The organism is Verrucosispora sp. WMMD1129 (genome assembly GCF_029581255.1).
Taxonomy (GTDB): Bacteria; Actinomycetota; Actinomycetes; order Mycobacteriales; family Micromonosporaceae; genus Micromonospora; species Micromonospora sediminimaris.
Genome location: NZ_CP120741.1, coordinates 2,855,767 through 2,882,063, shown reverse-complemented (window position 1 = coordinate 2,882,063; position 26,297 = coordinate 2,855,767). Strand labels below are relative to the sequence as shown.

Annotated in this window: 24 protein-coding genes and 1 riboswitch; of the genes, 16 read left to right on the top strand and 8 right to left on the bottom strand. The window is 71.0% G+C overall.

Annotated elements, in window-relative coordinates; translation table 11 throughout:
* Nucleotides 1-10 precede the first annotated feature (10 nt).
* The 4 genes from O7624_RS13190 (at nucleotide 11) to O7624_RS13175 (ending at nucleotide 3,116) form a co-directional block, all read left to right on the top strand.
* The gene (locus O7624_RS13190) at nucleotides 11-613 is read left to right on the top strand and encodes a nitroreductase family protein (RefSeq protein ID WP_282240207.1); all 603 of its coding nucleotides are present in this window, start codon (nucleotides 11-13) and stop codon (nucleotides 611-613) included.
* Between the two features lie 189 nt (nucleotides 614-802).
* On the top strand, nucleotides 803-1,108 hold the full coding sequence (locus tag O7624_RS13185) for a type II toxin-antitoxin system VapB family antitoxin (RefSeq protein WP_093404142.1): 306 nt from the start codon (nucleotides 803-805) through the stop codon (nucleotides 1,106-1,108).
* Entirely contained in the window at nucleotides 1,105-2,265 is a 1,161-nt protein-coding gene (locus tag O7624_RS13180) for an acyl-CoA dehydrogenase family protein (protein ID WP_282240206.1), read from the top strand. Before O7624_RS13185 ends, O7624_RS13180 begins: the two co-directional genes overlap by 4 nt.
* Nucleotides 2,266-2,363: 98 nt before the next feature.
* Nucleotides 2,364-3,116, top strand: coding sequence for a DUF4230 domain-containing protein (locus O7624_RS13175; RefSeq protein ID WP_282240205.1), 753 nt, complete (start codon nucleotides 2,364-2,366; stop codon nucleotides 3,114-3,116).
* Between the two features lie 234 nt (nucleotides 3,117-3,350).
* Here O7624_RS13175 and O7624_RS13170 read toward each other — a convergent pair whose 3' ends face one another.
* Nucleotides 3,351-3,557, bottom strand: coding sequence for a PspC domain-containing protein (locus O7624_RS13170; protein ID WP_093404145.1), 207 nt, complete (start codon nucleotides 3,555-3,557; stop codon nucleotides 3,351-3,353).
* 412 nt (nucleotides 3,558-3,969) lie between these two features.
* Between O7624_RS13170 and O7624_RS13165 the strand changes: the two genes are divergently transcribed.
* The 10 genes from O7624_RS13165 (at nucleotide 3,970) to O7624_RS13120 (ending at nucleotide 17,905) form a co-directional block, all read left to right on the top strand.
* Nucleotides 3,970-5,379, top strand: coding sequence for an L-serine ammonia-lyase (locus O7624_RS13165; protein ID WP_282240204.1), 1,410 nt, complete (start codon nucleotides 3,970-3,972; stop codon nucleotides 5,377-5,379).
* Between the two features lie 118 nt (nucleotides 5,380-5,497).
* Nucleotides 5,498-6,325, top strand: a complete 828-nt coding sequence (locus O7624_RS13160) for an ABC transporter permease (RefSeq protein ID WP_282240203.1) — start codon at nucleotides 5,498-5,500, stop codon at nucleotides 6,323-6,325.
* Entirely contained in the window at nucleotides 6,325-7,071 is a 747-nt protein-coding gene (locus O7624_RS13155; RefSeq protein WP_093404147.1) for an ABC transporter ATP-binding protein, read from the top strand. Before O7624_RS13160 ends, O7624_RS13155 begins: the two co-directional genes overlap by 1 nt.
* A 65-nt stretch (nucleotides 7,072-7,136) precedes the next feature.
* Entirely contained in the window at nucleotides 7,137-9,146 is a 2,010-nt protein-coding gene (locus O7624_RS13150; protein ID WP_282240619.1) for a DUF5941 domain-containing protein, read from the top strand.
* 15 nt (nucleotides 9,147-9,161) lie between these two features.
* On the top strand, nucleotides 9,162-11,351 hold the full coding sequence (locus tag O7624_RS13145; protein WP_282240202.1) for a bifunctional glycosyltransferase family 2 protein/CDP-glycerol:glycerophosphate glycerophosphotransferase: 2,190 nt from the start codon (nucleotides 9,162-9,164) through the stop codon (nucleotides 11,349-11,351).
* A 145-nt stretch (nucleotides 11,352-11,496) separates the two neighbouring features.
* Complete coding sequence (locus O7624_RS13140; protein ID WP_282240201.1) at nucleotides 11,497-12,798, top strand: ABC transporter ATP-binding protein; 1,302 nt, start codon at nucleotides 11,497-11,499, stop codon at nucleotides 12,796-12,798.
* Between the two features lie 48 nt (nucleotides 12,799-12,846).
* The gene (locus O7624_RS13135) at nucleotides 12,847-13,311 is read left to right on the top strand and encodes a DUF4442 domain-containing protein (protein WP_282240200.1); all 465 of its coding nucleotides are present in this window, start codon (nucleotides 12,847-12,849) and stop codon (nucleotides 13,309-13,311) included.
* 776 nt (nucleotides 13,312-14,087) lie between these two features.
* Nucleotides 14,088-14,672 (top strand): hypothetical protein, encoded by a 585-nt coding sequence (locus tag O7624_RS13130; protein WP_093404153.1) that lies wholly within the window; start codon nucleotides 14,088-14,090, stop codon nucleotides 14,670-14,672.
* Nucleotides 14,673-14,780: 108 nt separating this feature from the next.
* Nucleotides 14,781-15,533, top strand: a complete 753-nt coding sequence (locus O7624_RS13125) for a beta-phosphoglucomutase family hydrolase (RefSeq protein ID WP_093404155.1) — start codon at nucleotides 14,781-14,783, stop codon at nucleotides 15,531-15,533.
* Nucleotides 15,530-17,905, top strand: coding sequence for a glycosyl hydrolase family 65 protein (locus O7624_RS13120; RefSeq protein ID WP_282240199.1), 2,376 nt, complete (start codon nucleotides 15,530-15,532; stop codon nucleotides 17,903-17,905). Before O7624_RS13125 ends, O7624_RS13120 begins: the two co-directional genes overlap by 4 nt.
* A gap of 16 nt (nucleotides 17,906-17,921) precedes the next feature.
* Here O7624_RS13120 and O7624_RS13115 read toward each other — a convergent pair whose 3' ends face one another.
* Nucleotides 17,922-18,101 carry a hypothetical protein gene (locus tag O7624_RS13115; RefSeq protein WP_093404158.1) on the bottom strand — a complete coding sequence of 60 codons (180 nt, stop codon included), beginning with the start codon at nucleotides 18,099-18,101 and terminating at the stop codon, nucleotides 17,922-17,924.
* A 166-nt stretch (nucleotides 18,102-18,267) separates the two neighbouring features.
* On the opposite strand from O7624_RS13115, the gene O7624_RS13110 reads away from it, so the two are divergent.
* Nucleotides 18,268-18,936, top strand: a complete 669-nt coding sequence (locus O7624_RS13110; RefSeq protein WP_282240198.1) for an alpha/beta fold hydrolase — start codon at nucleotides 18,268-18,270, stop codon at nucleotides 18,934-18,936.
* A 422-nt stretch (nucleotides 18,937-19,358) separates the two neighbouring features.
* On the opposite strand, the gene O7624_RS13105 is transcribed toward O7624_RS13110, so the two are convergent.
* The 4 genes from O7624_RS13105 to O7624_RS13090 all read right to left on the bottom strand — a co-directional run bounded on the left by O7624_RS13105 (nucleotide 19,359) and on the right by O7624_RS13090 (nucleotide 22,482).
* Nucleotides 19,359-20,600 carry an AI-2E family transporter gene (locus tag O7624_RS13105; protein ID WP_282240197.1) on the bottom strand — a complete coding sequence of 414 codons (1,242 nt, stop codon included), beginning with the start codon at nucleotides 20,598-20,600 and terminating at the stop codon, nucleotides 19,359-19,361.
* A gap of 92 nt (nucleotides 20,601-20,692) precedes the next feature.
* Nucleotides 20,693-21,481 carry a hypothetical protein gene (locus tag O7624_RS13100; RefSeq protein WP_282240196.1) on the bottom strand — a complete coding sequence of 263 codons (789 nt, stop codon included), beginning with the start codon at nucleotides 21,479-21,481 and terminating at the stop codon, nucleotides 20,693-20,695.
* Between the two features lie 169 nt (nucleotides 21,482-21,650).
* On the bottom strand, nucleotides 21,651-22,049 hold the full coding sequence (locus O7624_RS13095; RefSeq protein WP_282240195.1) for a hypothetical protein: 399 nt from the start codon (nucleotides 22,047-22,049) through the stop codon (nucleotides 21,651-21,653).
* Nucleotides 22,050-22,146: 97 nt separating this feature from the next.
* Nucleotides 22,147-22,482, bottom strand: coding sequence for a helix-turn-helix domain-containing protein (locus O7624_RS13090; protein WP_282240194.1), 336 nt, complete (start codon nucleotides 22,480-22,482; stop codon nucleotides 22,147-22,149).
* A 199-nt stretch (nucleotides 22,483-22,681) separates the two neighbouring features.
* On the opposite strand from O7624_RS13090, the gene O7624_RS13085 reads away from it, so the two are divergent.
* Nucleotides 22,682-23,380, top strand: coding sequence for a carbonic anhydrase (locus O7624_RS13085; RefSeq protein WP_282240193.1), 699 nt, complete (start codon nucleotides 22,682-22,684; stop codon nucleotides 23,378-23,380).
* 136 nt (nucleotides 23,381-23,516) lie between these two features.
* Here the strand turns inward: O7624_RS13085 and O7624_RS13080 are convergent, their stop codons facing one another.
* Both O7624_RS13080 and O7624_RS13075 read right to left on the bottom strand, forming a co-directional pair.
* Entirely contained in the window at nucleotides 23,517-24,533 is a 1,017-nt protein-coding gene (locus O7624_RS13080) for a hypothetical protein (RefSeq protein WP_282240192.1), read from the bottom strand.
* Between the two features lie 3 nt (nucleotides 24,534-24,536).
* Nucleotides 24,537-24,668, bottom strand: a riboswitch (cyclic di-AMP (ydaO/yuaA leader).
* A 166-nt stretch (nucleotides 24,669-24,834) separates the two neighbouring features.
* Nucleotides 24,835-26,181 (bottom strand): YibE/F family protein, encoded by a 1,347-nt coding sequence (locus O7624_RS13075; RefSeq protein ID WP_282240191.1) that lies wholly within the window; start codon nucleotides 26,179-26,181, stop codon nucleotides 24,835-24,837.
* Nucleotides 26,182-26,297 lie beyond the last annotated feature (116 nt).

Sequence of the window (26,297 nt, the reverse complement as noted above, 5' to 3'; positions counted from 1 at the left end):
GGAGTACGGCGTGGAGTTCGCGGAGGTCGTCCGGCGGCGCCGGATGGTGCGCAACTACGACCCGGACCGGCCGGTCCCGCCGGAGGTGGTGGAACGGCTGCTGGAGCACGCGGTGCGGGCCCCGTCGGCCGGGTTCTCGCAGGGGTGGGGCTTCCTGGTGCTGGAGTCGCCGGAGGACCGGGAGCGTTTCTGGGCGGCCAGCACCCCGGAGGGCGGCGGGATGCAGCGGTGGCTGGCTGGGATGCGCCGGGCACCGTTGATCGTGGTGCCGCACGCCAACCGCTCGGTCTACCTGGAGCGGTACGCGGAGCCGGACAAGGGCTGGGCGGACCGGTCGACGGATCGCTGGCCGGTGCCCTACTGGTACGTCGACACCGGATTCGCCGCGCTGCTGATGATGCTCACCGCCGTGGACGAGGGGCTGGGTTGCTGTTTCTTCGGCATCCCGCCGCAGCGGTTGGTGTCCTATCGGGAGGCGTTCGGTGTGCCGGAGGCGTATCACCCCATCGGTGCCCTCACTGTCGGTTATCGAGCCGCCGACCACCGGTCACCATCGCTGCGTCGCGGGCGCCGTCCGGTGGACGAGGTCGTCCGGCGGGGGCGGTGGAGCTGACCCGAACCGGTGGTTTCGTCCGGTTGAGAACCGGACGACCCGTGGCGAAACTGGCATCAGGGAGCAGAACGTGGGGTGCGGGGTCCGGCTACGCTGGCACGGTCATCGGCGCCGCAGGTCGCGGCGCCGTGCCGCGACCCGGCCCGGCGTCGTGGTATCGGCCGGCCAGGGGGAGGGGAGCGTGCCGTCGTGATCTTCAGAGCGGTCCGGGACGGGCGTCCCTATCCGGAACACAACCTGACCCTGAAGCAGTGGGCGGAGATTCCGCCCCGCCCGCTGCGCCTGGATCAGCTCATCACCACCAAGCGCGAGCTGGCGCTGGACAAGCTCCTCGCCGAGGACTCCACCTTCTACGGTGACCTGTTTCCGCACGTCGTGCAGTGGAACGGTGGTCTCTACCTGGAAGACGGCCTGCACCGGGCGCTGCGTGCCGCGCTGCAACAGCGCAACCAGATCCACGCCCGGGTGTTCGTGCTCGCCGAGGCGGTCGAGTGACCCAGGTGGACCTGCTCGACCTTGATGCGTCCCTGACCGAGGACGAGCGAGCGATCCGCGCCGTCGTACGCCAGGTGGTCGACGACCTGGTCCGACCGCACGTCGCCGGCTGGTACGAGGCAGGTCACGCGCCAGCCCGCGAACTGGCCCGCGAGTTCGGCAAGCTCGGCCTGCTCGGCATGCACCTGACCGGGTACGGCTGCGCCGGCTCGACGGCCGTCGCGTACGGGCTGGCCTGCCTGGAACTGGAGGCCGGTGACTCCGGGGTCCGGTCGCTGGTCTCGGTGCAGGGCTCACTGGCCATGTACGCGATCTGGCGCTACGGCAGCGAGGAGCAGAAGCAGCGCTGGCTGCCGGCGATGGCGGCCGGCGAGGCGATCGGCTCGTTCGGACTGACCGAGCCGGACCACGGCTCCGACCCGGCGTCGATGGCCACCCGGGCACGCCGCGAGGGCGACGACTGGGTGCTCGACGGCAGCAAGATGTGGATCACCAATGCGCCGATCGCCGACGTGGGGGTGATCTGGGCGCGTACCGAATCCGGTGTGCGGGGCTTCGTCGTACCGATGGACACGCCGGGGGTGACGGCGCGCGAGATCACCCGGAAGATGTCGCTGCGCGCGTCGCTGACCGGCGAGATCTCCCTCGACGACGTCCGGCTGCCGGCGGATGCGCAACTGCCCGACGCCACCGGGTTGAAGGCACCGTTGAGCTGCCTGACCGAGGCCCGGCACGGCATCGTCTGGGGCGCCCTCGGCGCGGCCCGCGACTGCCTGGAGACCGCGCTCACGTACGCGACCACCCGCACCCAGTTCGGGCGACCGCTGGCCGGCTTTCAGCTCACCCAGGCCAAGCTCGCCGACATGGCGGTCGAGTGGAACAAGGGCTATCTGCTGGCCCTCCAGCTAGGCCGGCTGGCCGACGCCGGAAAGCTGCGCCCGGAGCAGGTAAGCGTCGGCAAACTGAACAACGTACGGGAGGCGTTGGCCATCGCCCGGCAGTGCCGGACGATCCTCGGTGCCAACGGGGTTTCCGGGGACTACCCGGTGATGCGGCACGCCAACAACCTGGAGAGCGTGCTGACCTACGAGGGCACCTCGGAGATCCACCAGTTGGTCGTCGGGCAGCGGCTCACCGGGGTCTCCGCGTTCACCTGACCCTGACCGGGTCCATCCGACGGGCTCGACGAGCGGCTGTCGTACGTTGGGCTTACCGTCATCAACAGAGACCGCGTCTGACGAGGACGGTGAGGGCGATGGCACGCGACGGCGACATCAACGAGCCCACCAGCGAGTTTGCCGACCACCGGTCGGGCGATGTGCTCACGGACGCCCCGGACACACCACCCCCGGCCCCGCAGTCAGGTGGCGGGGCGGTCCGTGCCCTGCTCTGGGTGCTCGGTGCCGCGGCGCTCGCGGTGGTGGTGCTGCTCGGCGTGCAGACCACCGGGATCCTGCCCGAGTTCCGCAACCCGTTCACCAAGGAACAGACCGATCGCACGCAGCCGGCACTGCTCGAGTCGATGCAGGATCTCAGCCGCTACGTGGCCGCCGAGGGCAACTTCCAAGTCGTGGTCGACCTGCAGAACGACCGGCGCAACGTGCCGGACTGGCTGCTCAACCAGCGGACCTTGTTCGTCGGGTCGGGCAGCGTCGAGGCGTACGTCGACTTCGGCACGCTCACCGAGGGGGCGATCGTGCAGTCGGCCGACGGGAAGTCGGTCGAGATCAAGCTGCCGGCACCGCAGCTGGCCGAGACCAACCTCGACCTGGAGAAGAGCTACGTCTTCGCGGAGGAGCGCGGCCTGCTCAACCGCGTCGGTGACCTGATCGGCGGTGACCCGAACCGGCAGCAGGAGGTCTACCGGCTGGCCGAGGACCGGATCACCGCGGCGGCCAGGGACAGCGGCCTGAATGCCCGCGCCGAGGAGAACACCCGCAAGATGCTGGAAGGGCTGCTCCGCTCACTCGGCTTCGAACACGTCAGCGTCACCTACATCGCCCCCTGACCACCCACGCCCACGCCACGCACACGCCCGCGCTCGCCCCACGCGCCCGCCCCCACCCCACCTCCGACCCCCATCCCTGCGGGGGACCGCCGACCACGCCACGTAGCAGGGCGGGGCGGGCAACTTCAGGGTTGTTGTCGCCTGCCGCGCGCCGGATACAGCAACAGCCCTGAAGTTGCACCGGCTTGCGGGCGCGGCGTGGGGGTGGGGCGGGGTGGGGTGGGGTGGGGGTGGTCAGGGGTTGGGGGCCAGGTGGCGGTCCTCGTTGGGCATGATGATCCAGAGCGCCAGGTAGACGATCACCTGGGTGCCCGGGAGCAGTAGCGACAGCAGGAACAGCAGCCTGATCAACCCGGCCGAGGTGCCGAACCGGCGGGCCAGGCCGGCGCAGACGCCAGCGAGCATGCGCCCCTGGCGGGGCCGGACGAGTTTGCGACTCATTCGTGTCACTTCCCCTCTGCGGCTTTCCGCCGCTGCTGGAATCAACGCTAGGCACGGATGGCCGTCCTGACCTCGGTCGGGAGGAGGAAGGCCACCCTGCTGACCCGTAGGTGCTTACCCGCGTGGCTTCCGGACGACGCCTGCCGTCGGGATCAGGGGCGACTGCGATGTCGAGTTGAGCCGTCTGTGCCGTCGCGGGCGTGATTCGTCTGCGCCGTCAGCTCGACAGCGCTCGCACGTCAGTCACGGTCGCGTCCTGGGTAGTAGGCTCGCCGGTCGGACGCCCGCACCCGGGCGTCACCAGGGCCGGACCGCAGCGAGGACCGGCCACGACCGGGTCGGGTCCGCAGCACGGAGCCGACCATGACCGGCCGCTGACCGGTGACCCCGGCGACGGCGAGAAGGCACAGTCATGATCAGCGTGTTCGACCTGTTCAGTGTGGGTATCGGGCCATCCAGTTCGCACACGGTGGGGCCGATGCGAGCGGCGCGTACCTTCGTCGCCGGGCTCAAGGCCGACGGTCTGCTCACCGGCACCGCCCGGGTGCGGGCCGAGTTGTTCGGCTCCCTCGGCGCCACCGGGCACGGGCACGGCAGCGACCGGGCGGTGCTGCTCGGTCTGGCCGGCGAGGAGCCCGAGACGGTCGACACGGACGGCGTCGAGGCGCTGGTGAGCCGGATCCGGGCGGAGCACCGGCTGTGCCTGTCCGGCACCCACGAGATCGACTTTGACCCGGATCGGGACCTGACGCTGCACCGCCGCCGGTCGTTGCCGTACCACCCGAACGGGATGATCTTCTCGGCGTACGACGTGGGCGGGGCCGAGGTGCGGATGCGTACCTACTACTCCGTCGGTGGCGGGTTCGTGGTGGACGAGGCCGCCGCCGGGGCGGACCGGATCAAGCCGGACAGCACCCCGGTCCGGTACCCGTTCCTCACCGGCGCGCAACTGCTCGACGTGACCGCCGCGACCGGGCTGTCCATCAGCGAGGTCATGCTCGCCAACGAGGTGTCCTGGCGGGCCGAGGCGGACGTCCGCGCCGGGCTGCTCGACATCTGGCGGGTCATGCGGGAGTGCGTCGAGCGCGGCTGCACCCGCGACGGCACCCTGCCCGGCGGCCTGAAGGTGCGCCGCCGTGCCGCCGAGCTGCGTCGCAGTCTGGAGGCTGACGCCGCCCCGGCCGCGACCGCGCCCGGCGGACCGGTAGCGGGCGCCGGTGGGGATCCGCTGCACGTGATGGACTGGGTGACGCTGTTCGCGCTGGCCGTCAACGAGGAGAACGCGGCCGGCGGCCGGGTGGTGACCGCGCCGACCAACGGGGCGGCCGGGATCATCCCGGCGGTACTGCACTACTACACCCGGTTCGTGCCGGGCGCCTCCGCGGAGGGAGTGGTGCGTTTCCTGCTGGCGGCCGGTGCCATCGGGGTGCTGTTCAAGGAGAACGCGTCCATCTCCGGCGCGGAGGTGGGTTGCCAGGGGGAGGTCGGTTCGGCCTGTTCGATGGCCGCCGCCGGGCTGGCCGAGGCGCTGGGCGGCACGCCGGCCCAGGTGGAGAACGCGGCCGAGATCGGCATGGAGCACAACCTGGGACTCACCTGCGATCCGGTGGGTGGCCTGGTGCAGATCCCGTGCATCGAACGCAACGCGGTGGCTAGCATCAAGGCGATCACTGCCGCCCGGCTGGCGCTGCGCGGCGACGGGGTGCACGCCGTCTCGCTCGACAAGGTCATCAAGACCATGCGGGAGACCGGCGCCGACATGAAGGTCAAGTACAAGGAGACGGCGCGCGGTGGCCTGGCCGTCAACGTGATCGAGTGCTGAGCGCTCGTGGGGCGGCGTTCACCGGCTGCTAACCTGTCGTCCGTTCAGCGCGGCCGGCAGCAGGGCGGTGGAGGCGAGGCGGGTCCTGGCCGAGGCTCTTACCAGGCGGGAGACGGCGGTGACCTCTGGCGTCGGGGCGTTGTGGTCGCACCGCAACTCGCTGCGCATCCTGGTCCGGCGCGACCTGGCGGTGAAGTACCAGCAGTCGGTGCTGGGTTACCTCTGGTCGTTGATCGAGCCGCTGGGCATGGGTGCGATCTACTGGTTCGTCTTCGGTGTGCTCTACTCCCGCGACACCAACCGGTATCTCGGCGAGGCCGCCGGGTCGTACCCGCTGTTCCTGATCACCGGGATCTTCGCCTGGATGTGGACCAGCTCGGCGCTGAGCGAGGCCACCCACGCGCTCACCGGCCAGGCCCGGTTGATCACCACGATGAACGTGCCCCGGCAGGTCTTCCCGATCGGCCGGGTCGCCGGCCGCTTCGCGGAGTACGCCGCCGGCCTGCCGATCCTCGCCGCCATCGCGGTCTGGTACGCGGCGCAGGGCCGGATCGAACCGGGTTGGTCGCTGCTCGCCCTGCCACTCGCGGTGCTGGTGCAGGCGATCCTGCTGATCGGGCTGGCGTTGCTGCTGTCGGCGTTCAACGTGCTGATGCGCGACGTGGAGCGGTTCATGCGCCTGGTCATCCGGGTGCTCTTCTACGCCACGCCGATCATCTACCCGTTGAGCCTGGTCCACGACTCCGGCCTGCCGGGCTGGGTCCGGGTGACCTACGAACTCAACCCGCTGGTCGGCATCTTCCAGCTGCACCACGCGGTGTGGTACCCGGACGAGTTCCCGGGTGCCCGAATGCTCGCCACCACCGTCGGCATCAGCGTGCTGCTGCTCGTGGCCGGCTGGTGGGCCTTCCGCCGGCTCGAACCCGCCGTGCTCAAGGAACTCTGATGAGTGAGGCGATCATCGAGGCGGAGGGCCTCGGCATCCGGTTCGTCCGCAACCGCCGCCGGCAGTTGCGGCTGCGGGAGCTGTTCATCCACCGGGGTACGCGGGGTGCCGACGACGGTCGGTTCTGGCCGCTGCGCGACGTCTCCTTCGCGATCGCGCCGGGGGAGACCGTCGGGGTGATCGGCCGCAACGGCACCGGCAAGAGCACCCTGCTACGGCTGATCGCCGGGGTGCTGATCCCCGACGAGGGGCGGATCCGGGTGTCCGGTGACGTCGCGCCGCTGCTGGAACTCTCCGCCGGCTTCTCCAACGACCTGACCGGGCGGGAGAACCTGTACCTGGTGGGCGGCCTGCACGGGCTCTCGTCGGGCTATCTGAAACGGCACTTCGACGACATCGTCTCGTTCGCCGGTGAGCAGGTGGAACGGGCGATCGACACCTCGGTACGCCACTACTCGTCCGGCATGAAGGTGCGACTCGGCTTCGCGATCATCTCGCATCTGCCGCACCCGATCCTGCTGATGGACGAGGTGACGGCGGTCGGCGACGCCGAGTTCCGGGAAAAGTGCTACACGACCATCGATCGGCTGCTCGGGGAGGGGCGCACTCTGGTGCTGGTGTCACACAACGAAAAGGATCTGACCCGGTTCTGCCGTCGGGGGCTCTACCTCGACGCGGGTCGGCTGAGCGTCGATGGCACGATCGCCGAGGCGCTGGCCGCGTACCACGACGCGGTTCCCCGGTGACCCTCGCGATCGTGCTCGCCGCCGGATCACCGGCCGCGAGCCTGCCGACGGGTACCGGCGGGAGCATGGGCGAACGGCTGGCCGGTCAGTGGCGCCAAGCCGGTGCGGCCGAGGTGCGGGTGGCCGCCGACCTGGACGAGCTGGCCGAGCTGGCCGGCTCGGCGACCGGCCCGGTGGTGATCAGCGGGGCCGACCTGGTCGCCCACACGGCCGTACTGCGCCACCTGCTGACCAGTCCGGTCGGGCCGACCGTGGCGCTGGTGCTGACCGATCCGCCCAGCGCTGGACGGACAGTGTTGCGCGAGGAGCGCGGCCAGGTGGTCGAGGCGGGCCGCCCCGACCAGTTGGTGGGAGGTGCGGCCACCGGCATCTTCGGCGGCGCGGTCCGGGTCGGCCGGGAGGACGTACCGGCGCTGGTGGCCGCCGCCCGTGCGGTCGCCGCCGGTCGGCTACCGGCCGGAGCCGTCGCGGTCGAGCTGTTCGAGTCGGCCGGACCGGCCGAGCGGGCGGGGCCGGTCGAACCGGCCGGGCCGGCCGCCCGCCCGGATGCAGCGGCGGGGCCCGTCGTGGACCAGCTCTTCGCCGCCCTCACCGGGCAGGGCGCGCTGGTCTTCGCGCACCGGGTACGCCTGCTCGTCGCGCACCGGGTCGACGAGGCCGCGGAGCTGGCCCGGGCGGAGGCGGCGGTGGCCGCGGTCGACGAGGACCGGGCCGAGCTGCGGCTGTCGGTGAAGGAGAAGGACGACTTCTTCACCACCTACTTCGTCAGCACCTGGTCGCCGTACGTCACCAAGCTCTGCGCCCGGCTGGGGTTGAGCCCGACGGCGGTGACCATGGTGTCGGTGGCCTTCGCGGTGGCCGCGGCGGCGATGTTCGCCGCCGGTGGCCGGCCGCTGCTGGTCGTCGGGGCGGTGCTGCTCTACCTCGGGTTCGTGCTGGACTGCGTGGACGGCCAGTTGGCCCGGTACACCCGCAACTTCAGCGCCTGGGGCGGCTGGCTGGACACCATGGCCGACCGGGCGAAGGAGTACCTCGTCTACGCCGGGCTCGGCCTCGGCGCGACCCAGGCCGGGTTCCGGTACGGCTGGGCCCTCGCCATCGCCGCGATGACGCTGCAGACCGTGCGGCACATGACCGACGCGTGGTACGGCGTGCTGCACGACGAGGCGGCACGCCGGCCGAAGAGCGTCGGTGCCGGTGGCGGCGGCATCGGTGACCGGCTGAACGCCGCGTCGACCCGGGTGCAGGCCGACGCCGGCTCGGTGTCGTACTGGCTCAAGCGCACGGTGGTCTTCCCGATCGGGGAGCGGTGGGCGTTGATCTCGCTGACCGTGGCGCTCTTCGACCAGCGGATCGCCCTGTTCGCGGTGCTGACCTGGGGTGTGCTGGCGTTCGCGTACACCGGCGCGCTGCGTACCCTGCGGGCCCGCTGGATGTGGGTGCCGGTGCTGGACACGCTTGACGCGACCCTGCACCGCGACGACGGCCCGCTGGCCGCTCGGCTACCGGTGCTGCGGCGGCCGGGGCCACTGGCGCTCGCGGTGGTGGCGGCGCTCGGCGCGGCGATCCTGCTGCTGGTGACGCTGGTGGACGCCAGCGGGAACGGCGCGCCGCCGTGGCTTCGCTGGGTCGCGGTGCTGGTGGCGTTGCTGGTGCTGCTGGTCGGTGCGGCCGGGGCGCGGGCGGCGCACAACGGGCCGCTGGACTGGCTGGTGCCGGCGGCGCTGCGGGCTGGGGAGTACCTGTTCGCCATCGCGGTCGGCGTGATCGGCGGAGCACCCTTCTGGCTGATCTTCGGGTACCTCTTCGTGCTCACCCTGCATCACTACGATCTCGTCGCCCGGCTGGAGAAACGGCAGCCCGCACCGCCGCTGCACGCCGCCACACTCGGCTGGGAGGGGCGTTCGGCGGTACTGGCACTGGCGGCGATCGCCGGAATCGTGAGTATTGGTCTGGCTACACTCGGTATCTACCTGTTGGCCCTGTTCGTGGCGAGCGTGGTGCTGGCCTGGGTGGTCCGGCCGGTACGTGCCGCGCAGGCGCCGGCGGGTGCGGGAGGTCGCGCGACGCGCTGAGGAGGGGCCGGGACGATGACGCTTGTCAGCTTCGTCGTCCCGGCCTTCCGGGTGCAGGGCTATCTGCGGGAATGCCTGGATTCGATTCTCGCGCAACCGGTTGCCGACATCGAGGTGATCGGAGTCGACGACTGCTCACCGGACGGCAGCGGCGACATCCTCGCCGAGTACGCCGATCGCGACGACCGGGTGACCGCCGTACGCCTGGACCGCAACGTCGGGCTCGGCCCGGCGCGCAACGTCGGGCTGGACCGGGCCGTCGGCGAGTACGTCTGGTTCGTCGACGGCGACGACTGGCTGACGGCGGACTGCCTGGTCGAGGTGGCCGCCCGACTGCGCGAGACCCGGCCGGACGTGCTGCTCGTCGACCACGTACGCGCGCACTGGGACGACACGTTGACCCGCAGCGCCATGGCCGAGGTCTTTCCCATCCCGCCCGGTCCTGTCACGTTCCGGCTGGTCGAGCGGCCAGAGACGGTGCAGCTGCTGCACACCGCGTGGAACCGGTTGGTCCGTCGGCAGTTCCTGGCTGACACGGGGCTGCGCTTCGCGCCCGGCTGGTACGAGGACGTCTCCTTCAGCTACCCGACGCTGCTGGCCGCCGACCGGATCGGCGTGCTGGACCTGGTCTGCGTGAACTACCGGCAGCGGCGGGCAGGGGCGATCACGAGGACCCGCGGCGAGCGCCACTTCGACGTGTTCGAGCAGTGGCACCGGGTGTTCCGGGAACTGGACCGGCTCGGGGCCGAGGAACTACGGCCGGCGATCTTCGAGCGGATGATGTGGCACTACCTGGTGGTGCTCGGCAACGGCGACCGGATCGGGCCCGAGCTGCGACCGACCTTCTTTTCCCGGGTCGCCATCGAGCACGCCCGGTTCCGGCCGCCCGACGGGCACCGGGTGCCGGCTGGGGTGGCGGGGCTCAAGCACCGGCTGGTGGCGGCCGGCAGGTGGCGTACGTTCAGCGCGTTGCGGACCGCGAGCCGGGCGGGGGAGACCGTTCGCCGGGTTGCCGGCGGGGCCCGCCGTCGGGTGTTGCCACCGGCCCGGGTCGGCGTGCGGCGTGCGCGTGACGCGGTGCTGCGCCAGTACCAGCGGGCCGAGCGGCGTCGGCCGGTGGAGGAGAACCTGGCCGTCTACGCCGCGTACTGGTATCGCGGCTACGCCTGCAATCCCGCCGCGGTCTACGAGGCGGCCCGCCGGCTGGCACCGCAGGTCCGGGGGGTGTGGATCGTCCGGCGCGACCGGGTGCACACGCTTCCGGAGGGAGTCGAGTACGTGGTCGCCGGCACTCCCGCGTACCACCGGGCGCTGGCCCGGGCCCGGTGGCTGATCAACAACGTCAACTTCCCGGACTCGGTACGCAAGCGGCCGGGCACGGTGCACGTGCAGACCCACCACGGCACCCCGGTCAAGGTGATGGGGTTGGACCAGCAGCGCTATCCGCTCGGCGCGGGTGGGATGGACTTCGTCGGGCTGCTGCGCCGGGTGGACCGGTGGGACTACAGCGTCACCTCGAACAGCTTCTCCACCCAGATGTGGGAACGCGCCTATCCGGCCGGGTACGCCACCTTGGAGGTGGGCTACCCGCGCAACGACCGGCTGGTCACCGCAAGCCCCGAGGAGGTGCTGCGGCTGCGCGCGGAGCTCGACGCCGGCCTCGGTGAGCAGGTCGTGCTGTACGCGCCAACCCACCGGGAGCATCTGCCCCGGTACCGGCCGCCATTCGAACCAGAGCGTTTCCTGGACGCGCTGGGCCCTACCGGCCTGCTGCTGATGCGCAGCCACTACTTCCACGACCGGGACCGGCGGCTGCCTCCTCCGACCACCCGTGGTCGGCTCCTGGACGTCAGCGCCCACCCCCGGGTCGAGGACCTTTACCTCGCCGCCGACGTGCTGGTCACCGACTACTCGTCGGCGATGTTCGACTACGCCGTCCTGGACCGGCCGATCGTCATTTACGCGCCGGACTGGGACGCCTACCGGCTGACCCGGGGCGTCTACCTGGACATCGTCGCCGAGCCGCCCGGCCCGGTGGCCCGGACCTTCACCGAACTGCTCGACGTGTTCCGCTCGGGTGCGCTGCGGTCACCCGACGCCGAGCGGGCCCGGGCACGCTTCCGGGAGCGGTTCTGCGCTCTGGAGGACGGGCGTGCCGCAGAGCGGGTGGTACGCCAGGTGTTCCTCGGGGAGAACCCGGTCTGAGTTGGAAGTTCCGCACAATCGCCGCTAATCGATGGAACGTAATAGGTCTGTCACGATTCAAACATGGCACGTTTACCCGATGTGCCATCCGCATGATCCTGGCCACAGTCATTCGGGGTTCCGTGGACGAGGTGGGGAGGAGACGGTGACCACCGTCGCGCTCAAGGACGTCACAAAGGTCTTCCGCGACGGCACGGTCGCGGTCGACAGCATCAATCTGGACGTGAACGACGGTGAGTTCATGGTGCTGCTCGGGCCGTCCGGCTGTGGGAAGTCGACGGTGCTGCGGATGGTCGCGGGCCTGGAGGACCCGACCTCGGGTGCGGTGATGCTCAACGGGGAACTGGCCAACGACCTGCCGCCCCGGGAGCGGAAGATCGCGATGGTCTTCCAGGACTTCGCGCTCTACCCGCACATGAGCGTCAACGACAACATCGCCTTCCCGCTCAAACTGGCCGGGGTCGAGCCGACCCCGCGCGGCGAGCGGGTCACCGACGTGGCCAGCGCCCTCGGCATCGGTGACGTACTGGCGCGGCGCCCAAGCCAGCTCTCCGGTGGGCAACGGCAGCGGGTCGCGATGGGCCGGGCGATCGTCCGCCGGCCGGGGCTGTTCCTGATGGACGAACCCCTGTCCAACCTGGACAGCGGCCTGCGGGCGGAACTGCGGGCGGAGATCTCCGGCCTGACCCGCGAGCTGGGGGTCACCACCATCTACGTGACGCACGATCAGGCCGAGGCGCTGACCATGGCCGACCGGGTCGCCATCATGCGCAAGGGCGTTCTCCAGGACGTCGGTACGCCGACCCAGGTGTACGGCCGACCGGCGACCCTTTACGTGGCCGCGTTCCTGGGCAGCCCCCGGATGAATCTGCTGGAGGCGTCGGTCTACGTCCACCTCGACCGCTACGTCACGCTCACCCTCGGGGAGCAGGCGCTCTACCTGCCCTGGGACGACATCCGCAGCCGGGCCGTGGCGCACTACCACGGCGAGCGGATCGTGGTCGGGATGCGGGCCGAGGCACTCACCCCGGTCGCCCCGGACACCCCCGGTGACGTGCTCCAGGGCCGCATCCGCTATCTCGAACACCACGGCCACGAGTCGCTCGCCTTCCTCGACATCGGTGCGACCGCCATCATGGTGGACGACATCGGTGCCCCGGTGGATGCGGACACTCCGCCCGGCCAGCGCGGCCTGCGCCGGTTCGGCCAGGTGATGCAGCGGATCACCGGCCGGGCCAACGAGCCGACGACCCAGGCGACCAACGGCAGCCGGACCAGCGTGCTGCACGACCCGGGCCGGCACCACCGCCGCCCGGCCGAACTCGCGGTCCGCCTCGCGCCGTACCCCGCCGTCACCGCCGGCCACCCGCTCGCGGTCCAGGTACGCATGGACGCCCTGCACTTCTTCGACGAGCGCGGCGACCGCATCGACGTCGGCTGGCGCTGACCCGAACGGCTCCTTGCCGGGGAAGTTACCGACGGGTAGCGTCTGGGTATGACCATCGACTCGCGGCAGGTGGCGGCCGGCATGCTTGAGGCGGTGCCCTTCGCCCGTACGCTCGGCTTCGAATTCGTCGAGGTGGCCCCGGAGGCGGAGGGTTCGGTCCGGGCGGTGGTCCGGCTGCCCGACTCGCCGGCCACCCACAATCACATCGGTGGCCCGCACGCCGGGGCCATGTTCACCCTCGGAGAGACGGCCTCCGGTGCGGTGGTGCTCGCCGCGTTCGGTCACCTGCTCGACCGGGCCACGCCGCTGGCGGTGCGGGCGGAGATCGCGTACCGCAAGCTCGCTCTCGGGCCGGTGCGAGCGACGGCGCGGCTCGGCCGCCCGCCGGCCGAGGTGGTCGCGGAACTTGAGGCGGGCGAGCGACCCGAGTTTCCGGTACGCGTGGAGATCGCCACCGAGGAAGGCAAGCCGACCTCGGAAATGACCGTCATCTGGACCCTTCGCCCGAACTGACCGCGCAAGCTCACCCTGCCGCTCGGGCCCGCAACACCCCCGCCTCAGTCCCCCCCAACCTGCCGCAAGTCGCTCCGTCGCATCCTGGTCGCACGCCCGACATGGCCGCAAGTCGGGTGCTTCGGGTCCTCATGGCGGCCCGACATGCCGCAACTCGCCCTCTCCCGTCCTGGTGATGGCCCGACATGCGGCATGTCGCCGCCCCCCTCCTGTCCTGGTTGCGCGCGGCATGTCGTCGCCCCCTCCCTCTCTGGTTGCGCGCGCGGCATGCGGCATGTTGGGGCTTCCTGACTCGGGGATCACCCGACATGCGGCATCCTGCGCCTGCCCTGCGCCGGGGGATCGTGCCGGGTGCCGGGTGCCGGGTGCCGGGTGCCGGGTGACTGGGATGTCGTCGGGTCGTGCGGCGATGATCGGATTGAGCGCCGCCGCCGAGACCGTTGCGGCTGTCGTCGTGACCGTTGAGGGCCGTCGATGTTGCCGGAGCGGGCCCAAGCGTGCTGGAATGGCTCATATCGCCGCAGCGCGGGGGCAAACGCGCTGAGCACGGCCAGCACGGGAGTCAACGCAGTGCCGGTTGCGCATCGCTCGGGCGGATGCCTGCGCGCCGCTCACCTGGGCCAACTTCACCGGTCACACCTACCCGGGCACGGTGTTCCACCGTTCGTATCACCGGCATGCGTCTGCGCGTCGACCGAGGCGGTCGAGCGTCGACCCGCCGGAGGCGTCCCAGTGGTCCGCAAAGCACAGAACCGGCGACGAGGTGAGAAGCGATCATGATTTCCCGGGAGAGTTTCGCAGGGTGGCTCCGACACCGCTACGTGTGGGCGGCGGCGATCCTGCTGGTGGTGTCGGCGGGCGCTGTCGTACTGGTCAGCTCGGCCAGCTCGAAGACGGAGCCGCCGGATCTGCACGGGCAGATCATGAACTGGATGCGTACCACGCTGGAGGAGGCGGACCCGGAGCAGCACAATCATGCCGGGCACGACATCCAGCAGGTGGCGAACGGCGAGGAGACGAAGCCCGCGGTGATCTGCGGCGTGCACGTCTACGGCTTCGAGCCGGCCGAGGTCACCGTGCTCGCTGACGTGCAGACGGTCTACGGCTTCCATCTCTGCGGGGTCGCCGAGCAGGGGCGCCCCTGGGACTGGGCGGTCAAACTGGCCGGTCCGGTGATCATCGACATGTCCACTGAGCCGGCGGGCATCGAGGTGGTCGAGGCGACCGAGGACACCCGGTTCATCGACCGGCTGCGGCAGATGTTCCCGGCCAAGTACGCGGAACTGGCGGAGAAGGAGGCGCTGGAGGCGTCCGAGATGGCCGACCTGCGCCGTCGGTACGACTCCGCAGCCGGACTCTGACCATGCGAGGTGAACCAGCTGCGGTCGACTGACTGCACCCCGCACGCCGCCGCGCCGGTATCCGTGGAAGTGCGTTTGCCGGTACGTGTCGGCGGATAGATTGATACGATGCTCGGCCTGCCTGATCATGTGACCGCTGTTCTGTTCGACCTCGACGGGGTGCTCACGCAGACCGCCCGGGTGCACAACGCCGCCTGGACCGAGACGTTCGACGACTACCTGAGACGGCGGTCGGCCACCACAGGTGAGCCGTACCGACCGTTCGATCCGGGGCCGGACTATCACCGCTACGTCGATGGTCGCCCCCGTCTGGACGGGGTGCGGACCTTCCTCGCCTCCCGCGGCATCACCCTGCCCGAGGGCGCACCGGAGGATCCGCCGGGGGCCCAGACCGTGCACGGCCTCGGCAACCAGAAGAACGCCATGGTGTTGGAGCGGATCCGCACCATCGGAGTGGACGTCTACCCCGGCTCGGTCGCGTACCTCAAGGCGGTGGCTGCGGCGGGGCTGCGGCGGGCGGTCGTCACGGCCAGCGCCAACGGCCGCGAGGTGGTCGCCGCCGCCGGCCTGGAGCCGCTGCTGGAGGCGCGGGTGGACGGGCTCACCGCCCGAGCCGAAGGGCTACGCGGCAAGCCGCACCCGGACACCTTCCTCGCCGGGGCGAAACTGCTCGACGTGGCACCGGAGAAGGCGGCTGTGGTCGAGGACGCGTTGGCCGGCGTCGAAGCCGGGCGGGCCGGCGGTTTCGGGTACGTGATCGGCGTGGACCGGGCCGGCCACGCAGACGAACTGCGCGCACACGGCGCCGATGTGGTGGTCGACGACCTCGGAGACCTGCTCGACACCGGGCGGCCCGAGTGATCCGGGAGCGGGCGTATCCGGTCGAACCGTGGCACGTCCGGGAGACCCGGCTGGACATGGACGTGCTCGCCCAGTCCGAGTCGGTGTTCGCACTCTCCAATGGACACGTCGGGCTGCGCGGCAACCTGGACGAGGGGGAGCCGCACGGGCTGCCCGGCACCTACCTCAACTCGTTCTACGAGCTGCGGCCCCTGCCGTACGCGGAGGCCGGTTTCGGTTTTCCCGAGTCCGGCCAGACCATCGTGAACGTCACAAACGGCAAGCTCATCCGGCTGATGGTCGATGACGAGCCGCTCGACGTGCGCTACGGCGAGGTGCTCGCCCACGAGCGGATCCTCGACATGCGCGCCGGCACCCTGCACCGGTCGCTGCACTGGCGGTCGCCGGCCGGGCGCGAGGTCCGGGTGAACAGCACCCGGCTGGTCTCCTTCCGGCAGCGCTCGGTGGCCGCGATCCGCTACGAGGTGGAGGTGGCCGACGACAAGCCGCTGCGGTTGATCATCCAGTCGGAGCTGGTGGCCAACGAGACGTTGCCGCCACAGAGCCGCGACCCGCGCGTCGCCGCGGTGCTGGAATCACCGTTGCAGGCGGAGGAGGAACTGACCACCCCGGCCGGTGGGCTGCTGGTCCATCAGACCAAGGTCTCCGGGTTGCGGGTCGCCGCCGCCATGGACCACGAGGTGGCCTCGCCGGCCCGGACGTCCGTCGGCTCCGAAGGCTACGAGGACTGGGTCCGTACCACCGTGGCGTGCGTGCTGGAGCCGGGGCAGAAGCTCCAGGTGGTCAAGTACCTCACCTACGGTTGGTCCAGCCGGCGCTCGTTGCCGGCCCTGCGCGATCAGGTCGGTGCCGCCCTGGCAGCGGCGAAGCTGGACGGCTGGGATGGGCTGGTCCGTGAGCAGCGGGAGTACCTGGACGAGTTCTGGGACGCCGCCGACGTCGTGGTCGACGGGGATCCGGAGGTGCAGCAGGCGGTCCGGTTCGGCCTGTTCCACGTGCTCCAGGCGGGCGCGCGGGCGGAACGGCGGCCTATCTCGGCCAAGGGGCTCACCGGCCCCGGGTACGACGGGCACGCGTTCTGGGACACCGAGATGTTCGTCCTGCCGGTGCTGACCTACACCCATCCCGCCGCCGTACGGGACGCACTGTACTGGCGTTTCTCCACCCTGGAGCAGGCCCGGGAGCGGGCCCGGACGCTCAACCTGGCCGGTGCCGCCTTCCCGTGGCGGACCATTGAGGGGCCGGAGTCGTCGGGGTACTGGCCGGCGGGCACCGCCGCCTTCCACATCGCGGCCGGTATCGCCGACGCCCTGCGCCGCTACGTGCTGGTGACCGGCGACCGGCAGGTGGAGCGGGAGATCGGGCTGGAGTTGCTGGTGGAGACCGCCCGGCTGTGGCGCTCGCTCGGGCACCACGACCGTAGCGGCAACTTTCACGTCGACGGGGTCACCGGTCCCGACGAGTACACCGCCGTCAAGAACGACAACATCTACACCAACCTGATGGCCCAGCGGAACCTGCGGACCGCCGCCGAGGTGGCGATGCGGTACCGCGACGAGGCGTTCCACCTCCGGGTCACCGACGAGGAGGCCGCCGCGTGGCGCGACGCCGCCGCGGCCATGCACATCCCGTACGACGAGGAACTCCGGGTGCACCAGCAGGTGGAGGGCTTCACCCGGTTGCAGGAGTGGGACTTCGAGCAGACCCCGCCCGACAAGTACCCGCTGCTACTGCACTATCCGTACTTCGACCTGTACCGCAAACAGGTCATCAAGCAGGCCGACCTGGAGTTGGCCATGCACTGGCGGGGCGACGCCTTCACCACGGAGGAGAAGCTGCGCAACTTCCTCTACTACGAGCGACGTACGGTCCGCGACTCGTCCCTGTCGGCCTGTACCCAGGCGGTGCTGGCGGCGGAGGTCGGCTACTCCGATCTGGCGCACAGCTACCTGCGCGAGGCCGCGCTGATGGACCTGCACGACCTGAACGAGAACACCCGCGACGGGGTGCACATGGCCTCGCTCGCGGGCGCCTGGATCGCGCTGGTCGCCGGGTTCGGCGGCCTACGGGACCATGACGGAACGCTGTCCTTCGCGCCCTGCCTGTCGAGCCGGCTCAACGGCCTGTCGTTCTCGCTCCAGTGGTGCGGGATGCGGCTGCGGGTCGACGTACGCGGCCACGACACGACGTACGCCCTGCACCACGCCGCCCCGGATTCCGTCATCGAGCTGCGGCACCACGGCAAACCGGTGCGCGTCACCTGCGACGAGCCGGTGACCGTACCGAATCCGCCGCCGCGTACGGACCTGCCGATGCCGGAGCAGGCACCCGGTCGGGCACCCCTGCTCCGGCTGCCGGAGAACCCGGCCTGACCCGGCTACGCCGCCGTCAGATGGGCTCGCCCTGGGAAGGGCGGCCGGTGGCGTCGTGGGGCGTCCTCGCCCGGGGATCGTCGGCCGAACGCGCCTGGGCCGCGTCGTCCGCCCAGTCCCGTCCGCGTTTGTCGCCCTGTTCCCGCCGTTCGCGTTCGGCGGCGGACTGCACAGGCTCACGCTGGTGATGCGGCATGACGGTCCTCGCGATCTGTCGGCGGCGCCGGTGACGCCGGTCCGTCTGCGGTCGCCCGTCGGCTACCCGGCACCCCCCGACGCAAACCCGCGCCCAGGGCGACCGCCGGGCGTGTCGTCGGCCGAGCCGGGTATCCGGCAGGCTGAGTCGGCCACTGGGGGGCGAGATGGACGTACGCGACGAAGCGGTGACGATCCCGGCGAGTGAGGTCCTGCTCCCGGCCGATCTGCTGGTGCCGGCGGAGCCGGTCGGCGCGGTGCTGTTCGCGCACGGCAGTGGCAGTTCCCGGCACAGTCCACGCAACGTGGCGGTGGCTCACCAGCTCAATCGGGCCGGGTTCGGCACCGTCCTGGTGGATCTGCTCACCCCCGCCGAGGACGAGGTGGACGCGGTCACCGCCGAGCTGCGCTTCGACATCGGGCTGCTGGCCGACCGCCTCGCCGGGATCGTGGACTGGCTGGCCACCGAGCGGCCGTTCGGGACGACCCCGGTCGGCCTCTTCGGCGCGAGCACCGGGGCAGCCGCCGCGCTGGTCGCCGCCGCGCGGCGGCCGGACCTGGTCCAAGCTGTGGTGTCCCGCGGTGGTCGTCCAGACCTGGCCGGTTCCGCGCTGGCCCAGGTGCGCGCCGCCACGCTGCTCCTCGTCGGCGGTCTCGACGAGCAGGTGATCACCCTCAACGAGCAGGCGCTCGATCAGCTGACGTCCCAGGCCGAACTGCGGGTGATCCCCGGCGCTACGCACCTCTTCGAGGAGCCGGGCACCCTGGACCAGGTCGCCGAGGCCGCGGCTGACTGGTTCCACGACCACCTGCACCCCCAACCCGCCTCCGCCTGAGACCCCCACCCGTGGTCCTGTTCCCCAGCCCGGCCCCGGCCCCCGGCCCCGGTCGAGGGTGCGGCCCTCGCGGGGGTCGCGACATGCGGCATGTCGGGTCATCCGGTCGGCGTGAGGGTGCGACATGCGGCATGTCGGGTCCGTGGGTCGGCTTGAGGGCGCGCGACTCGGGGCATCTCCTGTCTGCGCGGTTGCCGGTGGAGTCGCGGTTTGCGGCATGTTGGCCGCTGCGGTCGGCGTAAGGACACGGTTTGCGGCATGTTGCGCTTTCCCGTCGGGTTGACGGCCCGACATGCCGCAAGCTGATGCCGAGCGCCGAGCGCCGAGCGCCGAGCGCCGAGCGCCGAGCGCCGAGCGCCGAGCGCCGAGTGCCGAGTGCCGAGTGCCGAGTGCCGAGTGCCGAGCGCCGAGCGATGGGGACGTCAGGTGGGCTCGGGGGCGGGTCCGGACGACGACGGTTCGGAGGGTGATGGTGCGGGGGCTGTGGTCGATGGGCCGGACGGAGGCGTTCTCGATGGGGGTGAATCGGGTGCCGGCGGGCCGGACGCCGAATCGGAGGCATTCGCGGCGGCCTGCCGTTGACGTTGCACGCTGTCGATGACCCGCCAGGCGACGGCCGTGATCGGGACCGCCACGAAGGCTCCCGCGATGCCGGCGATGAGGGTGCCGGCGGTCACCGCGACCAGGATCACCACTGGATGCAGCCGTACCTGGCGCTTCATCACCAGCGGCTCCAGCAGGTTGCCCTCGATCTGCTGAACGGCGATCACGGCGGCCAGGGTGAGCAGGGCGGTGGTCGGCCCGTTGGCGGCCAGGGCCACCAGCACCGCGACCGCGCCGGCCACGGTGGCACCGACGATCGGCACGAACCCGCCGATGAACGTGATCAATGCTAGTGGGAACGCCAGCGGCACCCTGAGCAGAACCAGCGCCAGGCCGATACCGATGGCGTCGATGGCCGCGATCAACATGGTGCCCCGGCTGTACGAACCGAGGGTGTGCCAGCCGACACGGCCCGCCTCGGCGGCGATGTCCCGGTTGCGCCCGGCGGCCCGGCGCAGCGTCCATTGCCACATCTCCCGGCCGTCCTTGAGCAGGAAGAACAGCAGCACCAGGGCGAGCAGGGCGGAGCCCACGACCTCGGCCACGGTGCGGGCGCTGGCGACCGGGTCCACCTGCTGCTGGCTGATCGCCTGGCGCAACTGGTTGAGCAGGCTGTCGAGCTGTGCGTCGCTGACCGGCAGGGTGGAGGTGACGAAGTCGCGGGTGCGCTCCAGCCCTTGCCGCAGTTCCTGGCCCAACTCGCTGAACTGGTCGGCGGTCAGACTCCACACCAGTGCGCCGACACCGCCCAGGATGCCGAGCAGGAAGAGAACGCTGAGCAGAGCGGCGAGCGCGGCCGGCAGGCGCAGCCGGCGGAGCGCCAGGTTCACCGGATCGAGCAGCGCGGCGAGGAACAGGGTGGCGGCCAGGGCGATGGCCAGCGGGGTGACCAGCAGCGTGATCCGCGCCAGCAGGTAGAGCCCGGCGGCGATCACCACCAGGCAGGCGCTCCACACCACGGCGGAGCGGACCAGCCAGGGCAGGGCGGCCCAGGTCTGGCGCGGCCCGGCACCCCGCAGCGCCGTCTCGTCGGGCTGGTTCCCGCCATCGCTTGCGACCACGTCGGCCCTCCTCAATGTCCGGCGAGGTCGGTACCCGGTCGACGTCCTTCCGACACTAATTGCCGGCGACCGGGTGGGAGGGCGTTCGGCTATCAGTACGCGGCGACCGGTGCCCGGCCGACGACCGCCGGGATCTCCCGGGTCTGCTCGGCGGCAGCGGGTGTGGTCAGCGGAAGGAGCGACTCGCGTTCCGTGGCCGCCGGCATCAGCGCGGCGGCTGCTTCCTCGCGCAGGCTGCGGGCTGCGGCGGCGGCGAGTTCCGCGGCCCGCCAGGTCGCCTGCTCCCGTTCCCGGGCCGCCCGCTGCCGGGCGAGCAGGTGGTCGCGTACCGCCCGACGCAGCATCAACTCCTGCTCCACCGGGTGCAACCGGGGATCCCAGCCGCGGTGCGCGAAGACGTCGCTGAGCTGCTCCACCGACAACTCCCGCCGCCAGTACGCGTCCAGGGCGGCCCGGTGCAGCCAGCGCTCGCGGTCGGCGTACTCGGCGGGGGTGCGGGCGGTCTTCGGCAGCGGCATGCCGGCGGCATCGGAGAGCCGGCGTACGTCCGCCTCCGCCGCCTCGTACGCCTGCCACGCCTGCTCGGCCTCGTCCTGGGCGGTGAGCCATTCGTCGCGGCGGTGCCGGGCCGTCGCGTCGGCCCGCTCCGCCGCGATCGTGACCTCCTCGGCCCAGCGCTCCTGGTCACGTCGTTGCTCGGCGTGGTCGGACCGGCTCGGCAGCGCGGCCTCGCGGATGCGGGTGCCGGCGTCGAAGCGGAAGAGTCGAGGTCGTAGCAGCAGGCCGGTGACGGCGAGCGTCACCACGCCGAGCAGGCCCAGCCAGATAGCGGCGGCGCGGGGCGCGTCGAGCAGGACGGAGGAGAGAGCGGTACGCATCATCAACACCTCGCGGTCGGGATGAGTCGTCGACTGTGATGGACGCGGGTTGTGACGGCGGGTCTGATGCCGGGGCACGGCTGATGCCGCGGTGGCCGTTGGGCCCACCGGGCATCTGGCCGGCGGAGCGGCGGCGTCACCTGGCTCGATCGGTCGAGCGGACCGCCGTCGGTCAGGCGGTGGGTGGGCCGCGACGGGTCGGCTCGCCCGCCCGGACGGCGGGCACCGGGGCGGCGCGGTGATCGACCTGGGCGGCATCGGCCGGCTCGGCGTCGGTACGGTCGGGCCGCAGCGGTGCGCCGGTGGCCGGCGCCCGCCAAACCTGGCCGGCGTCGACCGCCTGAGCGGGCTCGACGATGGGCTGGACGGCCGACATCGCGGTGGATGGCGAGCCGCCGACGACCGTGGCGTTCGGTGGTGGTACGGCGGTGGGCCGGGCCGGCGGATCGGCCGCGACGGCCCCACCGACACCTACGGCTAGCACCAGGGTCGCCAACGCCAACCGGGTCAGCTCACGAAGTGCGCACAGCATTGCCGGCCACAGTGGACGGGCGAATGCTGGAGACGACACGGGATCCAACCTATCCCGCCGTCGGCCTGATCGCAGCGCGGCGATCCTTGCGGGTGGGTGAAGCGCGCCACGTCGTCTGATCAGGACTGGTGCCGGCTCAGTGGTCGGCGGTGTCGGTCACCTGCCCCTTGGTGAAGAGGGCCAGCAGGTCACCCACTTGGTGGTCGGCCTCCGCCGGGTGGCGGAAGCGCCCGGCCGGGTTGAGGGTGTACTCGTTGCGCCGGCCCACCCGGGTGCGGTGCAGGTAGCCGCCCGCCTCCAGGTCGGCGACGATGGCCTGAGCGGCACGTTCGGTGACGCCGACCTCCGTCGCGACGTCGCGTAGCCGGGCGGTGGGGTTACGGGCGATGGCGAGCAGGACGTGCGCGTGGTTCGTGAGGAAAGTCCAGTTCCGTGCGCTTTCCCGTCCGTCAGTGCTCGCCATGCCCGCCATCGTATGACCTGCCGTTCGAGTACCCCGGCCCGCGTCGTTACCGGCCTCGGTTCGGCCGAGCGCAAGCGTCGACTGATGTATGAAATGCATATCACGTATAGCTTGACGTGCGTTATGGCGCGTGTGACCGTGATGGCAGCCCGTGACCAGCGCCGGCCGGGATGACCAGGCATTCCTCCCAGAGATGAGGTGCAGCCGGATGAGTCGACCCGGAACGCTCGGTCCCCAGCCCGGACCGGACCGCGAGTTGCTCAGCGCGGATCTTCCCGGCGCCCCGCAGCGGGCCCTCGCCGAGTTGCTCGCCGGGAACCGTCGGTTCGTCACCGACGCACTGCGGCATCCCAACCAGAACGCTGGGCGGCGGGCCGCCGTCGCGGCCGAACAGCATCCCTTCGCGGTGATCGTCGGCTGCTCCGACTCCCGGCTCGCCGCCGAGATCATCTTCGATCGCGGGTTGGGCGACCTCTTCGTGGTTCGTACCGCCGGGCACACCGTCGGGCCGGAGGTGCTGGGCAGCGTGGAGTACGCGGTGGCCGTGCTGCGTACGCCCCTGGTGGTGGTGCTCGGCCACGACTCGTGCGGCGCTGTCCAGGCGGCCCGCGAGGCACTGGCCACCGCCACCACGCCGCCCGGGCATCTGGGCGCCGTGGTCGACGCCGTGGTGCCGAGCCTGCGCCGGGCGCAGGACGCCGGAGTGCACGACCTGGACGGCATCGTGGACATCCACATCGCGCGGACCGTCGAGACGATGCTGGCCTCCTCCACGACTCTCGCCGCGGAGGTGGCTGCCGGGCGATGTGCGGTGGTCGGCATGTCGTACCGACTGGCCGCCGGTGAGGTGCGGGCGGTCGCCGCGGAACCCGCCGCACTCGGCGGTGCGATGGCGACCGCGCCCTGATCCCGCGACCTGTCGCGAGGAATGACGCCGGTCCGGGTACCGGCAGTCGGCGACCGCGTCCGACGGTGACCTCCGGAACGACGAGGGCCGTCCCACCACGGTTGGCGGGACGGCCCTCGGTGCGTCGTGTGAGCGATCAGAGCAGCGACACGTGTACGTGGTCCGTGTGGTTGGACGGGCCACTGTAGGAACTCCAGCGCTCGGTGGCCGCGAACCAGATCTGCCGGTTCCAGATCACGTAGTAGACGCCCAGTCGGTCGGCGTTGCGGACCAGGAAGGCCGCCAGGTTGTTGCCGTAGATCCGGGTGTCGTTGTTGTGCCACGGGCTGAAGCCGCTGTTCTGCAATGACCAGTCACAGGCCCGGCCCTTGGGGTGCTCGAACTTGTCACCCGGACGGAAGCAGCCGACGAACCGGTTGAATCCGGCTCGCTTGACCTCCTTGTACATGTGCAGCGTCCGCGGCGTGATGCAGCCCGACGTGGTGGGGTCGTTCTGGCTGCACGACTCGGGCTTCCAGCCGCCGTCCGAGGCCCGGTTCGGCGCGATCCGGGCCACCGGCGAGGTGGCGTCCACCAACCCGCCGGTCAGGCCGACACCACCGACCAGTCGGAGGGACTTCTCCGCCTCGCTCTTCTTGCGCGCCATGTCATTTGTCAGCTTCTTCTGCTCGCGCACCTCGGCGTCGAGCGCGAGCTTGGCCTGCTCGGCGCGGAGCTTGATCGCGTTGACCTCGCCCAGTTTCTTGTCGTTCACCAGGTTCAGCTCGTCCAGCGCCGAGGCCCGGTTGATGAACGAGTCCGGTGCACTGCTCTGCAACAGCATGGCGATCGCGCCGACCCGGCCCGTGCGGTACGACTGGGTGGCGATCTGAGCGACCTGTGGCGAGAGTGCGTCCAGGTCAGCCTGAGCGGCGCGGACCTCAACCGCCAGTCGGAGTTGCCGCTTCTTGGACTTCTCCAGCTTGGCCTTGGCCTTGGAGTAGTCCCGGGTGGTCGCCTCGATCAAGTCGTTGAGCATCGGCGGGTCGTCGTCGTGCTCCGCTGGTTTGGGGTCGTTCGGTGCGGCCGTCGCCGGCATCGGACCAGCGAAAACGGCGAACGCGGCGAACACGGCCACCACGGGCGTCAACCAGCGGCGTAGGGGTGCCGTCACTGTTTTCCCTTCCATCGACCGCCGACCGGGTTAGCTGACGGGTTCGGGACGGAAGTGGCCCCTACCGCTTTCGCGGATTCACCCCACGTACCTGGGTCCCCGGCTCGCCTGGCGGCGATTGGGCGGCGGCACCGCAGGCGCCGCTGCGCGCCTTCGGCGGTGACCGGCAGTGAGGTTACCTGACAGTCCATCTGTGCTTCTACGCCCCGAACCCGACTAGATGCGTCATTTCGTAATCGCTTTGAGTGACCAGCGACACGATTACGAGCCGCGTATACAGGGGCGGTCACGTTGAGGAGTGTCACCATGTGGTGTCCGTGCTCCTGTCCGGGTCGGGCCACCTTGGAGGGGTGGCGGGGGACGTGTTTCGGGTGGGTGGGGTGCTGAGGGCGTGGAGCGCCTCGGCCCGGTCCGTTGCCGGCCGGGGAATCACGGGGGTGGGCTCACCGCCGCGGACGTCGGCGTCGCCGCGCCCGGCGGTGCTGACCACCGCAGCCAGCGCGGTGGTAAGCGGTACCGCGGCGATCAGCCCGAGCGTGGCGACCACGCTACGAACGATCTCCGTGGTGAGGAACTCGCTGGTCAGGATCTGCCCCAGTGCGCGGGAATCCGCGGTCAGCAGAAGCAGGAGGGGCAGCGAGGCGCCGGCGTACGCCAGCACGATCGTGTTGACCACCGAGGCGATGTGTGCCCGCCCGACCCGGGTGGCCGAGCGGTACAACTCCCGGCGGGAGAGGTCCGGGTTGGCGTGGCGCAACTCGTTGACCGCGGCGGCCTGGGTGACCGTGACGTCGTCGAGTACGCCCAACGAGCCGATGATGATGCCGGCGAGCAGCAGACCGTGCAGGTCGACGTCGGCCCGGAACATGGACAGGGTGGTGGCGTCCTCGCTGCCGAAACCGGTCAGGTGGGTGGCCCCGGTCGCGGCCAGCCCGAGCAGTCCGGTGAGCACCAGACTGGCGAGCGTGCCGAGCACGGCCACCGAGGTCTGGGCGGATATGCCGTGGGTCAGGTACAGCACCACGAACATGATCAGCGAGGCGCCGACGATGGCGACCGCGAGCGGTGGCTGGCCGGCGCTGATGCCGGGCAGTACGAAGGTCAGCAGGATGGCGAAGCTGGCGGCCAGGCCACCCAGCGCGGCCAGTCCGCGCAGCCGCCCGAAGGCGACGATGGCGGCGGCGAAGAGTACGGCCAGCCACACCAGCGGCTTGCCGCGTTGGTGCTCGGCGATGTTGTAGGTGCTGACCGTCGGATCCTCCGGGTCGATCAGCGAGACCAGGATGATGTCGTCGTCGACCTCGACGCGAGGGGCGCCCGGCCCGGTCGGGATGGGTGTCTGCACCTCCTGCCCGGCGTCCGGTCCGGTCTGCACCCGGACGGTGACCGTGCCGCAGGGGCCGTCCGCAGCCGTCGGAGTCCCCTCGGGTACCACCGGGTTGGGCGGGCATGGCTCACTGACCACCCGGGTGACCGTGCCGTGGTAGCGGGGGGTGTCGTCGGCGGCCTCGGGGCGCGGGGCGTCCCGGGGCCAGAGCACGATGGCGGCGACCAGGGTGGCGATGAAAAGGGGGACCACCGTCACGACGAGGATCCGCCGCACCCCCGGCGGGGTGGGCGGAGCGGAACGGGTGTGGTCGGCGCCCATTCAGTGTCTCCCAACGATTTCAGGGCTGAGTACGTGTCGATGGGCGAGACGGTTCAGTGCCGCCGGACGGCGGTGTGGAAGGGCAGCCCGAATGGCCTGAGCGTGGCGGGGTGGCT

Coding starts and splice junctions, on each gene's coding strand:
- O7624_RS13165 (WP_282240204.1), top strand. CDS start 3,970: ATGATCAGCGTGTTCGACCTGTTCAGTGTGGGTATCGGGCCATCCAGT.
- O7624_RS13100 (WP_282240196.1), bottom strand. CDS start 21,481: ATGATGCGTACCGCTCTCTCCTCCGTCCTGCTCGACGCGCCCCGCGCC.
- O7624_RS13175 (WP_282240205.1), top strand. CDS start 2,364: ATGGCACGCGACGGCGACATCAACGAGCCCACCAGCGAGTTTGCCGAC.
- O7624_RS13130 (WP_093404153.1), top strand. CDS start 14,088: ATGATTTCCCGGGAGAGTTTCGCAGGGTGGCTCCGACACCGCTACGTG.
- O7624_RS13170 (WP_093404145.1), bottom strand. CDS start 3,557: ATGAGTCGCAAACTCGTCCGGCCCCGCCAGGGGCGCATGCTCGCTGGC.
- O7624_RS13135 (WP_282240200.1), top strand. CDS start 12,847: ATGACCATCGACTCGCGGCAGGTGGCGGCCGGCATGCTTGAGGCGGTG.
- O7624_RS13115 (WP_093404158.1), bottom strand. CDS start 18,101: ATGCCGCATCACCAGCGTGAGCCTGTGCAGTCCGCCGCCGAACGCGAA.
- O7624_RS13155 (WP_093404147.1), top strand. CDS start 6,325: ATGAGTGAGGCGATCATCGAGGCGGAGGGCCTCGGCATCCGGTTCGTC.
- O7624_RS13085 (WP_282240193.1), top strand. CDS start 22,682: ATGAGTCGACCCGGAACGCTCGGTCCCCAGCCCGGACCGGACCGCGAG.
- O7624_RS13110 (WP_282240198.1), top strand. CDS start 18,268: ATGGACGTACGCGACGAAGCGGTGACGATCCCGGCGAGTGAGGTCCTG.
- O7624_RS13150 (WP_282240619.1), top strand. CDS start 7,137: ATGGGCGAACGGCTGGCCGGTCAGTGGCGCCAAGCCGGTGCGGCCGAG.
- O7624_RS13090 (WP_282240194.1), bottom strand. CDS start 22,482: ATGGCGGGCATGGCGAGCACTGACGGACGGGAAAGCGCACGGAACTGG.
- O7624_RS13145 (WP_282240202.1), top strand. CDS start 9,162: ATGACGCTTGTCAGCTTCGTCGTCCCGGCCTTCCGGGTGCAGGGCTAT.
- O7624_RS13075 (WP_282240191.1), bottom strand. CDS start 26,181: ATGGGCGCCGACCACACCCGTTCCGCTCCGCCCACCCCGCCGGGGGTG.
- O7624_RS13125 (WP_093404155.1), top strand. CDS start 14,781: ATGCTCGGCCTGCCTGATCATGTGACCGCTGTTCTGTTCGACCTCGAC.